10 protein-coding genes are annotated in these 12,854 nt (G+C 64.1%); 6 read left to right on the top strand and 4 right to left on the bottom strand.

The features are described from left to right. Nucleotides 1-39 precede the first annotated feature (39 nt). Together GR183_RS09585 and GR183_RS09580 are read left to right on the top strand one after the other, a co-directional pair. On the top strand, nt 40-486 hold the full coding sequence (locus tag GR183_RS09585; protein WP_160775374.1) for a GFA family protein: 447 nt from the start codon (nt 40-42) through the stop codon (nt 484-486). 210 nt (nt 487-696) lie between these two features. Then, a complete protein-coding gene (locus GR183_RS09580; protein ID WP_160775373.1) occupies nt 697-1,452 on the top strand; it encodes a Bax inhibitor-1/YccA family protein in 756 nt (251 codons plus the stop codon). A 91-nt stretch (nt 1,453-1,543) separates the two neighbouring features. On the opposite strand, the gene GR183_RS09575 is transcribed toward GR183_RS09580, so the two are convergent. The 4 genes from GR183_RS09575 to GR183_RS09560 all read right to left on the bottom strand — a co-directional run bounded on the left by GR183_RS09575 (nt 1,544) and on the right by GR183_RS09560 (nt 6,602). After that, nucleotides 1,544-2,206, bottom strand: a complete 663-nt coding sequence (locus GR183_RS09575; protein ID WP_160775372.1) for a LolA family protein — start codon at nt 2,204-2,206, stop codon at nt 1,544-1,546. A 111-nt stretch (nt 2,207-2,317) separates the two neighbouring features. Then, nucleotides 2,318-5,017, bottom strand: coding sequence for an FtsK/SpoIIIE family DNA translocase (locus GR183_RS09570; RefSeq protein WP_160775371.1), 2,700 nt, complete (start codon nt 5,015-5,017; stop codon nt 2,318-2,320). Next, nucleotides 5,014-6,240 carry an aminotransferase class I/II-fold pyridoxal phosphate-dependent enzyme gene (locus GR183_RS09565; protein ID WP_160775370.1) on the bottom strand — a complete coding sequence of 409 codons (1,227 nt, stop codon included), beginning with the start codon at nt 6,238-6,240 and terminating at the stop codon, nt 5,014-5,016. Before GR183_RS09565 ends, GR183_RS09570 begins: the two co-directional genes overlap by 4 nt. Before the next feature lie 110 nt (nt 6,241-6,350). Beyond that, nucleotides 6,351-6,602 carry a DUF1674 domain-containing protein gene (locus tag GR183_RS09560; protein WP_160775369.1) on the bottom strand — a complete coding sequence of 84 codons (252 nt, stop codon included), beginning with the start codon at nt 6,600-6,602 and terminating at the stop codon, nt 6,351-6,353. 117 nt (nt 6,603-6,719) lie between these two features. On the opposite strand from GR183_RS09560, the gene htpX reads away from it, so the two are divergent. The 4 genes from htpX to purH all read left to right on the top strand — a co-directional run bounded on the left by htpX (nt 6,720) and on the right by purH (nt 12,842). After that, nucleotides 6,720-7,706: a zinc metalloprotease HtpX gene (gene htpX / locus GR183_RS09555; protein WP_160775368.1), complete on the top strand. Its 987-nt coding sequence runs from the start codon at nt 6,720-6,722 to the stop codon at nt 7,704-7,706. A gap of 136 nt (nt 7,707-7,842) precedes the next feature. Next, the gene (locus GR183_RS09550; protein WP_160775367.1) at nt 7,843-9,219 is read left to right on the top strand and encodes an RsmB/NOP family class I SAM-dependent RNA methyltransferase; all 1,377 of its coding nucleotides are present in this window, start codon (nt 7,843-7,845) and stop codon (nt 9,217-9,219) included. Between the two features lie 128 nt (nt 9,220-9,347). Beyond that, a complete protein-coding gene (locus GR183_RS09545) occupies nt 9,348-11,096 on the top strand; it encodes a heparinase II/III family protein (protein WP_160775366.1) in 1,749 nt (582 codons plus the stop codon). Between the two features lie 129 nt (nt 11,097-11,225). Continuing rightward, a complete protein-coding gene (purH, locus tag GR183_RS09540) occupies nt 11,226-12,842 on the top strand; it encodes a bifunctional phosphoribosylaminoimidazolecarboxamide formyltransferase/IMP cyclohydrolase (protein ID WP_160775365.1) in 1,617 nt (538 codons plus the stop codon). Nucleotides 12,843-12,854: the final 12 nt, after the last annotated feature.

The following is a 12,854-nucleotide window of genomic DNA, read 5'->3' as shown; positions in this document are numbered from 1 at the left end:
GAACATGCCAGAATGCCATTACCGGAGAGCCCCGAAAAAATGACGGACCCGGCCAACGAATCGGCAACCGAGATCACGGGGCGATGCTATTGCGGTGCGACACAGATTCGCGCAACGCAGAAGCCCACGGCCATCGCCTATTGCCACTGCACCGACTGCAGGCGGGCGACGGGCGCACCTGTCGCGGCATTTGCAGCATTCGACGAAACGGCAGTGACCTTCATCCCGAACGAAGGTCGCAGCGTAAGCGCTAATCCGGGAGTAACGCGTACGTTTTGCGAGACCTGCGGTTCTCCGCTTGCGGGACGTTATGAATATTTGCCCGGCCAAGTCTACGTTGCGCTCGGCGTTCTCGATCAGGCGGACGACCTTCCGCCGCAACTTCACGCCCATGAGGCTCACCGCCTGAAGTGGCTTCACATAAACGACGGCCTTGAACGCATCGCGACAAGCTCGCGTTCTCAACTCCTGAATTCAGTGGATTAGCGGCAGGAAAGAGGGTTGCGAGGTGCGAATGCTTCGAACCGTTAACGCTGGCGTAGATAACCGGCTATAATGAGCGAATGTTAATGATCCGCAGTGTTTTTTGCGTCTTGTAAGGCGCCAGAAATACGCCATATCTTATCCGACCTGTGTAAAACGCAGGCGTGAGGCCCGTTTCGGGCACTTACCAGAGTTCACAAAGAGAGGAAATCGATGTCGACCTTCGACCGCAACCAGAACGTTCGGTATGCCACGGCCGGCACGCGCGCCGAGGCCGGCGTCATTGACGAGGGCCTGCGCTCCTACATGCTCGGCGTCTACAATTACATGACGCTGGGTCTTGCCATTACCGGCCTCGTCGCCATGGGCACCGTCTATTTCGCCATCGACCAGGCGACCGGGGGACTGACCTCCTTCGGCCAGGCGATTTATCTCAGCCCGCTGAAGTGGGTCGTGATCCTCGCCCCGCTGGCGATGGTGTTCTTCCTGAGTTTCAAGATCCAGTCGATGAGCGCATCGACCGCGCAGACGACCTTCTGGGTCTACGCCGCGCTCATGGGCCTATCGCTATCGTCGATCTTCCTGGTCTACACCGGCGGATCGATCGCGCGGGTGTTCTTCATCTCGGCGGCCGCCTTCGGCGGGCTGAGCCTTTACGGCTATACGACGAAGAAGGATCTTTCCGGCTGGGGCTCCTTCCTGTTCATGGGCCTGATCGGCATCATCATCGCTTCGCTGGTGAACCTGTTCCTGGCGTCTTCCGCGCTGCAATTCGCGGTATCGGTGATCGGCGTGCTCGTCTTCGCGGGTCTTACCGCCTATGACACGCAGCAGATCAAGGAAATGTACTACGCCGGCGACAGCGGCGAAGTGGCGACCAAGAAGTCGGTCATGGGCGCGCTGCGCCTCTACCTCGACTTCATCAACCTGTTCCTGATGCTGCTGCAGCTTTTCGGCAACCGCGAATAAGCGAGCTGCACAACACGAACAAAGAAAAAGGCGCGGGTATCCCCCGCGCCTTTTTTCGTCCCTCGGCCCGGCTGATCGGGCGCGGTCCCGCTTATCTTTCCAGGTTCTGGCGGGTGTTGGCCAGATAATCGATCTCGAAAAGCTTCGGATTTGTGGGGCCGTTTACCGTGGTGTTGTAGATCGCGACCGACGTGTCGAGGCCCTGCGCGTCCGTCACCGTCCACTGCTTCAGTTCCGTCGACTTCGCGTCGAAGATCAGCGTGAGCTTGCCCGAGCCGAAGGTGGAATCGTCGTTGATGACGACAGTGACGAGGTCCGGCTCCACGGACACATGCGTTACCTGGGCGTTCTTCGTGAGGTTGATCTTGTCGGCGAGCAGGAACCTCAGCGGCGTTTCGTTCAACGGCCAGATGTCCTGCGTGGCGAGCTTGCGGTCCTTCACCGAAACCGACTTGCCGTCGGAGATGATGTCGATCTTCGCCGGCGGATTGTAATAGAAGCGGATCTTGCCGGGACGGGCGAGATAGAATTTGCCTTCCGCGCGCTCCCCGTTCGGGCCAAACTGGATGAAGTCTCCGTGCATGGTCTTCACGGAGTTGAAGTACTTGTTGATCTCGGCAAGCGTTTGCTGCTTTTCCTCGCTCAGCTGCACCGCCGCCTTGCCCGGCAGCGGCGCCAGCGCGGTACCGGAAAGCACACCGCAGACGAGCGCTGCACCGAGAAGTCGTTTGATTGAACGGCGTGCGGTGGTCATTTGCGTAATCTCCGAGAAATGCGTTTGCCGCCGGATATCGACCGGCTGTGGCGATGTTGCGGCACGCTCGCCGCACCCCTCACACTGAGATGATAGCGCAAAGGCTTCGCGTCAATAGTCTTCCGCACTGGCGCCCGGCACAAGGATCTCGCGCTTTCCGGCATGATTGGCCGGACCGACCACGCCTTCCTGCTCCATCCGCTCGATGATCGAGGCTGCCCGATTATAGCCGATCGAGAGCCTGCGCTGGATATAGGAGGTGGAGGCTTTCTTGTCGCGAAGCACGATGGCGACCGCCTTGTCGTAAAGGTCGTTGCCGTCGTCCCCGCCGCCGGCAAGCGCGTCGAAGGCGCTTTCGCCCTGCTCGTCCTCTTCCGTGACGGCTTCCAGATAGCGCGGCGTCGCCTGCGTTTTCAGGTGGGCGACGATCTGCTCCACCTCGTCATCCGAGACGAATGGGCCGTGGACGCGCTGGATGCGCCCGCCGCCGGCCATGAAGAGCATGTCGCCCTGCCCCAGAAGCTGCTCCGCGCCCTGTTCGCCAAGGATCGTGCGGCTGTCGATCTTCGACGTCACCTGGAAGGAGATGCGTGTCGGGAAATTCGCCTTGATCGTGCCGGTGATCACGTCCACCGACGGGCGTTGCGTCGCCATGATGAGGTGGATGCCGGCGGCGCGCGCCATCTGCGCGAGGCGCTGGATTGCGCCCTCGATGTCCTTGCCCGCGACCATCATCAGGTCGGCCATCTCGTCGACGATGACGACGATATAGGGCATCGGCTCGAGCGGCAGTTCCTCCTCCTCGAAGATCGGCTCGCCCGTCTCCCGGTCGAAGCCGGTCTGGACCGTGCGGCTGAACTTCTCGCCCTTCTTCAGCGCCTGGGCGACGCGGGTGTTGAAGCCGTCGATGTTGCGCACGCCCATCTTCGACATCTTCTTGTAGCGCTCCTCCATCTCCCTGACGGTCCATTTGAGCGCGACCACCGCCTTCTTCGGGTCGGTCACGACGGGCGTCAGGAGATGGGGAATGCCGTCGTAGACGGAAAGCTCCAGCATCTTCGGGTCGATCATGATGAGCTTGCACTGGTCCGGATCGAGCCGGTAGAGCAGCGACAGGATCATGGTGTTGATCGACACCGATTTACCGGAACCGGTCGTGCCGGCGACGAGCAGATGCGGCATGCGGGCGAGATCGGCGATCACCGGCTCGCCGTTGATGGTCTTGCCGAGGCCGAGCGCGAGCTTCGCCCGAGATTTCTCGAAATCCTGAGCGGCCAGCAGCTCGCGCAGATAAACGGTCTCGCGGCGCTGGTTCGGGAGCTCGATACCGATGGCGTTCTTGCCCGGAATGACGGCGACGCGGGCGGATATCGCGCTCATGGAACGGGCGATATCGTCCGCAAGGCCGATGACCCGCGAAGACTTGATGCCCGGCGCGGGTTCAAGCTCGTAAAGGGTCACGACCGGACCGGGCCGGACCTCCATGATCTCGCCGCGAACGCCGAAATCCTCCAGCACGCCTTCCAGAATGCGCGCGTTCTGCTCCAGGGCATCGGGGCTGATGGCCGCGGCTTTCGACCCCGCCTTCGGTTCGGCAAGCAGCCTCAGCGGCGGAAGCTCGTAGGTTTCCGGATTGCCCAGAAGCGATGGCTGGGCTTCGGCCGCCATGCGCTTGCCGGGCTTGAGCTTCGGCGCGGGCGGCACGACGCGCCCTGCCTGCTCGCCCGGCTGGGGAGCCTGGGTTCTGCTATCCGGCGAAGCGATCCCCACCGGCATGAGACGCTGAGGCTCGTCGGCCTCGTCCGGCTCGTCCCAGCCTTCTTCGTCCTCGAAATCCTCCTCGGCGGGCAAGGCCATGCGCGGCAGGCGGCGGTTCCGTTCGTCGCGCGGGTAAAGCTCGTCGAGGCCATCGTCCTCGCGCGGGTGCAGCCAGTCCGACAGGCGCGCGCGCATGGAGCGGCGCGGCATATGATCTTCGAAATCGGGATGGACGGCATCGTCGCCGTCCTCTTCCATCTCGTCCCAATCCTCAAGCGGGGCATATTCGCGCCGCGCCTTGCGCCCGGCAAGGCGCCTGAGCACCGCCTTACCGTGAAGCGTGAAATGGGTAACGGCACCCATGAAAGCGGAAAACCTGCCGCCGTCGTCCTCGTCGTAATCCTCGTCCTCGTCATAGGGCGTGCCGAGGTCGGGGAGCGTTCGCGTCTCGCGCACGGGATCATGGCCGAGCCAGCCGGCGGAGCGAAGCATCAGGAGCAGCGCGGGCACGCCAAGGCCGAGCGCGCCGACGATGGTGGCCATGCCGCTCGTAAGCGAATCGGTGACGAGTGCCGGAACCCTGTGCACGAAGTCGCCCATGAAACCGCCGAGGCCCGTGGGCAGCGGCCAGCCGTCCGGCACGGGAAGCGCCGCGAGGCTGCCGGCGGCGAGCAGCGTGCCGACAACCCACGAGACGATGCGCCGGCGCGCGATACGATGCGCCCGGCCCGTCATCAGCCGCCAGCCCCACAGCACCACGGGCAGCAGGAAAACCGCCGTGGCAAGGCCGACGGACTGCATGAGAAGATCGGAAATCACCGCGCCGGGCGCGCCCAGCGCATTTCGCACGGGATCGTCCGTGGCGTGATTGAGGCTCGGATCGCTGACCGTCCATGTGGCGAGCGCTGCGGCAAGGGCCGCGGCAAGCGCGATCAGCGAAAGGCCGATCGCGCCGATCATGTTCCGCTTCATGAAACGGCGAAGCGGGCTCGCCGTATCTTCCAGATCGACCGGAACGTTTCGCCCAGGCCGCATGGCGGTCGTGCGCCTCATGCCGATCCTCCCAGAAAGTCCGCTATTCTCGAAAGCCCGTCGTCGATCGTCTCGCGGTCCTCGACAAGGGCGATGCGGATGAAGTCCGCACCCGGATTTTCACCGCCGCGTGCCGACGCGAGATAGGCGCCCGGCAGAACCTTGACGCCGGTTTCGGCCCAAAGAGCCTTCGTGACCTCGATGCCGCCGCCCCAGCGCTTCACGTCCAGCCAGAGGAAGAAGCCGGCCTCCGGCGTCACCTTCTTTCCCATAACAGGGCCAAGACGCTGTTCCGCAACCGCGAACTTCTCGTTGTAGAGCCTGCGGTTTTCCTCAACGTGCGCCTCGTCGGCGAAGGCGCGCACGGCAACGGCCTGCGCGGGCATCGGCACCTGCGGCGCTGCAAGGCCGCGAAACTTCACCCAACGGCTGAGGAACTCGGGATCGCCGGAAGCGAAACCGCAGCGAAGGCCGGCAAGGTTCGAACGCTTCGACAGCGAATTCAGCGAGACGACGCGCGAGAAACCCTCGCCCATGGAATGCGCGGCCTGCAAAATGCCGGGCGGCGGAGAGGAACGGTAAATCTCCGAATAGCACTCATCCGCGAAGACGAAGAAGTCATGCTTGCGGGCAAGGGCGATCAGCTTGCAGTAGGTCTCGAACGAGGCGACCGACCCTTCCGGATTGGAGGGCGAGGCGTAGATGAAGGCGACCGTGCGCTCAAGCAGGCTTTCGTCGAGCGAATCGATATCAGGCAGGAAGCCGTGTTCCGGCGTCGCATCGAGAAGCACCGCCTCCGCGCCCGCGATATGCGCGGCCGCCGCATAGGTCTGGTAGAAGGGATTGGGGAAGAGAACGGCCGGGCGTTCGTGCGATTTGCCGAGCTGGTCGCGCGCGGCGATCGCCGAAAACGAAAGCCCCTCGCGCGAGCCGTTGAGCGGCAGGACGCCCGATTTGCGGTCGATGGCGCCTTCGAGCCCGTAGCGCCGGTCAAGCCAGTCCGCCACGGCGGCACGAAACTCCGGCGTGCCGTCGATTGGCGGATAGCGGCGGAAGTCCGCAAGATTTTCCTGCAGGATCGGACCGACGAAATCGGGTATGGCGTGGCGCGGCTCGCCTATCGTCATGACGATGGGCGGTCTTGCGGGCTCCACCCCTTCGACCAACGCGGCAAGGCGCTGAAAGGGGTTGGCCGACGGCAGCGCGCCGGAAGACGGGGCTTGAACGGGTGTTTGGGCGGACATCGAAGACCGGGACTCTTTACGCTGAACAAGACTTCTTGGCGTGCAAGGCTAACGGTGCTTGGTAAATCTCCCATTAACCAAGCAAAACCAATTCGCCTCGCAGGGTCTGTTCAGAAATCGATCGCCAGCCCCTTGATTTCCCAGTCTTCGTAACGGACCGGGTCAAGACCGCCGCGGCCGCCGACCTCGCCGTTCATAGCGTTGTGCCGTTTGTCGATCTCCTTGCGCCGGGCTTCCGCCTCCTTCAGCGCGCGCTGAGCGGCGGGCGGGAGATCCTCGAACCGCTTGCGCGGAGCTTCGCCGTTCGGCTTTGATGCCGCAACGGCACCTGATTCGGATTGTTTTTGTTTGTCCTCGTTCATTTCTTTCCCGCCGATCCCAGGCCACGCGACGAATTCCCGCCGGTGAAACCTTGCGCGCCGATCGCTTCTTCCCAACATATAGGATCGATATAGCCAAACGCACCCGGATTCCAGACGATGAACTATTTCCGCACTGCGCTCCTCCTTGCGGCCCTGACCGCGCTTTTCATGGGCATCGGCTTCATGATCGGCGGCCAGTCGGGCATGGTCATCGCGTTCGTCGTCGCTGCCGGCATGAACGTCTTCAGTTACTGGAACGCCGACAAGATGGTGCTGAAAATGCACCACGCGGTGGAGGTGGACGAACGCCAGGCGCCGGAATTCTACGGCCTGGTGCGCGAGCTTGCCGCCAACGCCGGCCTGCCCATGCCGAAGGTCTACATCATCAACAACCCGCAGCCGAACGCCTTCGCGACGGGGCGAAACCCGGAAAACGCGGCCGTGGCGGCGACGACCGGCCTTCTCGACATGCTGAGCCGAGAGGAAGTGGCCGGCGTGATGGCGCATGAGCTTGCGCATGTGAAGAACCACGACACGCTCATCATGACCATCACCGCGACGATCGCGGGCGCGATCTCCATGCTCGCCAATTTCGCTTTCTTCTTCGGCGGGTCGCGCGACAACAACAACCCGTTCGGCTTCATCGGCGTGCTGGCGGCGGCGATCGTTGCCCCGCTTGCGGCCATGCTCGTGCAGATGGCGATCTCGCGCACCCGCGAATACGCCGCCGACCGCATGGGCGCGGCGATCTGCGGCCAGCCGATGTGGCTTGCCTCCGCGCTCGGCAAGATCGCCGGCGGCGTGAAGCACATCCACAACGACGACGCGGAGCGCAACCCGGCAACTGCGCATATGTTCATCATCAATCCGCTCTCGGGCGAACGGATGGACAATCTTTTCTCCACGCACCCCAACACGGACAACCGGATCGCGGCACTTCAGGAACTGGCCCGGGAAACGGGCGGCGGCGGCGGCGCATCGTTCTCGCAAACGCAAAGCTTTGCCGCGACCCCGAACCGGCACGGGCCTCAACAGGGGCCCCAACACGGACCATGGGGCGGCGGACCGTCCGAACCGCCGCGCCGTCGCGGCCCCTGGGGATGAACGATTATGAGCGCGTCTCGTTTCCCGCATTGACAATTAGCGTGCATGCACCGATGGAAGCTGGCCGGATCGGTGATAAGCTCACTGGTCCGGAATTTTGGGTTCCGGTGTTTTTAATGCACGAATCGAGAGCGAATTGACCGACAGGAAAAAAGCTGCGCCCAAGGGGCACGGCAAATCCGGTAACGCGACGGTGCCGGGCCTTGTCGCGCGAAAGGCGGCAAGCGACATTCTGGGCCGCGTGACCGGCAAGGGCCGCCCGCTCGACCAGGAAGTCGACCCGCAGAACGGGCATGCGGGCTTCAAGACGCTCGATACGCGCGACCGGGCGCTCGTTCGCGCGATCCTCGGCACGGCCTTGCGCCGGCGCGGGCAGATCTCCGCTATACTCGACGCGCTTCTGGATCGCCCGATCCCGGAAAAGTCAGGCGTCGTGGAAAACCTTCTCCATGTCGGCCTCGCTCAGATCCTGTTCATGGATGTGCCCGACCACGCTGCGGTGGACATTGCCGTATCGATGTCGGAAAAGGATCGCCGCTGCCTGCCCTACAAGGGGCTGGTGAACGCCGTTCTGCGCCGCGCGACGCGGGAAAAGGCGGAAATCCTGGGTTCCTTCGACAAGCCGGAACTGGCCGCACCCGAATGGCTCTTCAACCGCTGGCGCGCGGCCTTTGGCGAGGAGACGGCAGCCGCGATCGCGGGCATGCATGTTTTCGAGCCCAACCTGGATCTCACCGTGAAGGAGGATGCCGACGGCTGGGCGGAAAAGCTGGGCGGTACGCGGATCGGCAAGGCCACTGTGCGGTTGAGCGAGCATTCCGGCCCGGTCGAATACCTGGAAGGCTTTTCCGATGGCGCATGGTGGGTGCAGGATGCCGCAGCAAGCCTTCCTGCCCTTCTGCTTGGCGATATCGCTGGCAAGCGCATCGGCGACCTTTGCGCGGCCCCCGGGGGCAAGACGGCACAGCTTGCCGCCATGGGTGCGGATGTCACCGCGATCGACATTTCCGCAAGCAGGCTGAAGCGGCTTGAGCGCAACCTCGCCCGCCTCGGCCTGAAAGCGGCGATCGTCGCGACGGACCTGCGCTACTTCACGCCGGACGATCCCTATGACGCGATCCTGCTGGACGCGCCGTGTTCGGCGACGGGAACGATTCGCCGCCACCCGGACGTCGCCTGGTCGAAAACACCGCTCGACATCGAAATGCTCGCCGCCGTCCAGGAAGATCTGCTGACCCGCGCCTTCGCCTGGCTGAAACCCGGCGGGCTCATGGTCTTTTGCACCTGCTCCCTGGAACCGGAAGAGGGCGAAAAGCGGATCGAGGCCTTTCTCGCCGCCACGCCGAACGCAAGGCGCATCCCCGTAAAACCGGCGGAAATCGGCGGGATCGAGGGGGCGATCACCCCTGACGGCGACCTCAGAACCCTGCCATCGCTTCTGCCGATGGACCCACCCGAGCATGGCGGCCTCGACGGCTTCTTCGCCTCGCGGATCGAAAAAACCGCAAAATAACGCCAAGGCATTTCCCGAAATTTTGGTAACCGCCTGCTAACGTTAATGTTTACATATTAAAGCGCTTCAAAAGCGTAGAAGAGTCGGCATCAGACGCGATGTCGCAGTCGAGGGGGCTTAGGAAAGGCATGACGTTCGGAGCGGTTTCCGAACAGGCGCGCGTGTGGCGGCTGCTTGCCCATTCCGCATGGCAGTCGGGCCTGCGCTGGCTCCACGGTGGGCCCATGTTCCGTTGGCAGCCATTCTCGCCGACGCCCTCACGCCTGCTTATCGCACCGCAAGACCTGCGCACCGCCGATTCAGCCAATGCCGCCGACATCTACGCCGGGCGCTTCCTTTTCGCAGGCTACCTTGTCGAGACCGGAGGCCGCTCCCCCTTCGAGATCGAGCCGCCGTCCGACGACTGGTCGCGCGCGCTGCACGGCTTCGGCTGGCTGCGCCACATGCGCGCCGCCAATACCAATGTCGCCCGGCAGAATGCCCGCGCGCTCGTCGACGACTGGATCAAGACCTGCGGGCGCTGGAACGCCGTCGGGTGGGAAGAGCCGGTCGTCGCACGGCGCATCCTCTCGTGGCTTTCGCAATCTCCGCTGATCCTGGAAGGCTGCGACCGGGACTTCTACCGCCGCTTCCTGCGCTCGCTGGCCCGGCAGGTGCGCTACCTGCGCAAGACGATCAACGAAACGCATGACGGCGTGCCGCGCCTGACCGTGGCGATCGCCGTTGCGGCGGCAACCGTTTGCATGGCCGGCCAGAACCGCTTCGTGCGCCAGAGCCTGCGCCGGCTAGACCAGGAGCTTGCCCGCCAGGTCCTCGCGGACGGCGGGCACATCTCGCGCAATCCGGCGGCGCTCATCGAAATCCTCGTCGATCTGCTGCCCGTGCGCCAGGCGCTCAGCATGCAGGGCCTGCCGGCACCGCAGAACGTGATGACCGGGATCGACCGGATGATGCCGATGATCCGCTTCTTCCGGCACGGCGACGGAGCATTCGCGCATTTCAACGGCTGCGGCTCCACGGCCGCCGATCTGCTCGCCACGATCCTCGCCTATGACGACGCGCGCGGCGCGGCCCCCTCCAACGCCCCGCATTCGGGCTACCAGCGGCTGACCGGCGGCGACACCATCGTGCTGATGGAAACCGGCAAGCCGCCGCCGATTTCCGTGAGCGACCGCGCGCACGCGGGCTGTCTATCCGTCGAAATCTCGTCGCGCCGCAACCGGCTCGTCGTCAATTGCGGCGTTTCCGGCATCTCGCGCGGGCGCTGGAGCGCGGTCGCCCGGTCCACGGCGGCGCATTCCACCGCCGTCTTCGAGGACACCTCTTCGGCACGGTTCCTGAGCGGGCGCTATTCCGGGCGCTGGCTGGGCGCGCCGATCATTTCCGGGCCGACGAACGTGCCGGTCGCCCGCGAGGAAAGCGATGCCGGCACCCGCGTCGTCGCGAGCCACAACGGCTATCAGGAGCATTTCCGCATCGTGCATGAGCGCGACATCACGCTCTCCGCCGATGGTACGGTGATCGACGGCATCGACCGGTTCAAGCCGACAAGCACGCTCGGCAACGAGGACGCATACGCCGTGCGCTTCCACCTGCACCCGCAGGTGAAGGCGAGCCTCACGCGCGCGGGCACCGCCGTCCTCCTCGTCTGTCCCGACGGCGAGGCGTGGGAATTCGTCGCCCCGCATTCGGAAATGGCGATAGAGGAATCGATCTATCTTTCCGACGTCTACAGCCACCGCCGCACGGAGCAGATCGTGCTCTTCGGGCGGGCGAAGAAAGAACCCGAAGCGCGCTGGCAGCTTCGCCGCACCGCGACCTCGAAAACGGTGAGAAAGCGCGTCGGCGAGAGTGCGGCTCCCGAACTCAACCTCTGAAATTGCCGGCTGCCGGCCAATAATTGCCGCAGCGGCCCCTCCACCCCATTGCCGCCTTCCAGTTTCGTTCGGTTCGTGTTAGCAGGCGCAGCAACATTCCCCGTTTGCAAACTCGTGAGGCTCAAGACCATGGCCGTGGTGTCGAAACACGTCCCCGCTCCCGAACTCGTTGCCGTCAAGCGCGCGCTTCTGTCCGTCTCCGACAAGACGGGGCTGGTCGATTTCGCGAAGGCGCTTGCAAGCCGCGGAGTTGAACTGGTGTCGACAGGCGGAACCCGCGCGGCCTTGAAGGAAGCCGGGCTCGACGTTCTCGACGTTTCCGAGGTGACGGGCTTTCCCGAGATCATGGACGGACGCGTGAAGACGCTGCATCCGGGCGTTCACGGCGCCCTGCTCGCCATTCGAGACGATGCCGAACACGCGGACGCGATGAAGCAGCACGGAATTACCGGCATCGACCTTTTGTGCGTCAATCTCTACCCATTCGAGGAGACGGTGGCGAAGGGCGCGGATTATGCGACCGGCGTCGAGAACATCGACATCGGCGGCCCTGCGATGACGCGCGCGGGCGCCAAGAACCACGCCTATGTAACGGTGGTGAGCGACCCATCCGACTATTCCAGCGTCATCGGCGCTTTGGAGGCGAACAACGGCAGCGTGCCCTTGAGCCTTCGCAAGACGCTGGCGCAGAAGGCGTTCGCCAGGACGGCGGCCTATGACGCGGCGGTTTCCAACTGGCTCGCCACCGAAATCGGCGCCGAGGCGCCCGGTTACCGTGCGATCGGCGGCAAACTGGCCGAAGTGATGCGCTACGGCGAGAACCCGCATCAAGCGGCCGGCTTCTACGTCACGGGCGAAAAGCGCGCGGGCGTGGCGACCGCCCGCCAGCTGCAAGGCAAGACGCTTTCCTACAACAACATCAACGACACGGATGCCGCATTCGAGCTCGTGTCCGAATTCGATCCGGCACGCACGAAGGCGGTCGCGATCATCAAGCACGCCAACCCCTGCGGCGTGGCGGAAGCGCCGAGCCTGACCGAGGCCTACCACAAGGCGCTTCTTTGCGATCCTGTCTCCGCATTTGGCGGCATCGTCGCGCTGAACGATAAGCTTGACGCAGAAGCGGCGGAAGAAATCGTCAAGACCTTTACCGAGGTGATCATCGCGCCGGATGCTTCCGACGAAGCCGTGAAGCTCGTCGCCGCCAAGAAGAACCTGCGCCTGCTCGTGACCGGCGGCCTTGCCGACCCTCGCGCGCCGGGCCTTGCGGTGAAGAGCGTTGCCGGCGGGCTGCTGGTGCAGTCGCGCGACAATGGCGTCGTCGACGATCTCGACCTCAAGATCGTGACGAAGCGCGCGCCGAGCGAACGGGAAATGGCCGATCTGCGCTTCGCCTTCCGGGTGGCGAAGCATGTGAAGTCGAACGCCATCGTCTACGCCAAGGACGGCGCGACCGTCGGCGTGGGGGCCGGCCAGATGAGCCGCGTCGACAGCGCGCGGATCGCCGCCCGCAAGGCGCAGGACGCAGCGGAAGCAGCCGGGTTTGGCGAGCCGCTGACCAAGGGCTGCGTTGTCGCTTCCGATGCCTTTTTCCCCTTCGCCGACGGCCTGCTTTCGGCAGCCGAAGCGGGCGCGACCGCCGTCATTCAGCCGGGCGGCTCCATGCGTGACGACGAGGTGATCAAGGCCGCCGACGAAGCCGGCCTTGCCATGGTCTTCACCGGCATGCGCCACTTCCGGCATTAAACCAGCGGAGGG

This window comes from Stappia sediminis (assembly GCF_009826895.1).
In the GTDB taxonomy this organism is placed as follows: domain Bacteria; phylum Pseudomonadota; class Alphaproteobacteria; order Rhizobiales; family Stappiaceae; genus Hongsoonwoonella; species Hongsoonwoonella sediminis.
This window is presented reverse-complemented; position numbering and strand designations above follow the sequence as displayed.

What these genes read in the sequence shown, in the direction of transcription:
- GR183_RS09585 (WP_160775374.1), top strand. Translation starts at nt 40, where the DNA reads ATGACGGACCCGGCCAACGAATCGGCAACCGAGATCACGGGGCGATGC.
- GR183_RS09580 (WP_160775373.1), top strand. Translation starts at nt 697, where the DNA reads ATGTCGACCTTCGACCGCAACCAGAACGTTCGGTATGCCACGGCCGGC.
- GR183_RS09575 (WP_160775372.1), bottom strand. Translation starts at nt 2,206, where the DNA reads ATGACCACCGCACGCCGTTCAATCAAACGACTTCTCGGTGCAGCGCTC.
- GR183_RS09570 (WP_160775371.1), bottom strand. Translation starts at nt 5,017, where the DNA reads ATGAGGCGCACGACCGCCATGCGGCCTGGGCGAAACGTTCCGGTCGAT.
- GR183_RS09565 (WP_160775370.1), bottom strand. Translation starts at nt 6,240, where the DNA reads ATGTCCGCCCAAACACCCGTTCAAGCCCCGTCTTCCGGCGCGCTGCCG.
- GR183_RS09560 (WP_160775369.1), bottom strand. Translation starts at nt 6,602, where the DNA reads ATGAACGAGGACAAACAAAAACAATCCGAATCAGGTGCCGTTGCGGCA.
- htpX (WP_160775368.1), top strand. Translation starts at nt 6,720, where the DNA reads ATGAACTATTTCCGCACTGCGCTCCTCCTTGCGGCCCTGACCGCGCTT.
- GR183_RS09545 (WP_160775366.1), top strand. Translation starts at nt 9,348, where the DNA reads ATGACGTTCGGAGCGGTTTCCGAACAGGCGCGCGTGTGGCGGCTGCTT.
- purH (WP_160775365.1), top strand. Translation starts at nt 11,226, where the DNA reads ATGGCCGTGGTGTCGAAACACGTCCCCGCTCCCGAACTCGTTGCCGTC.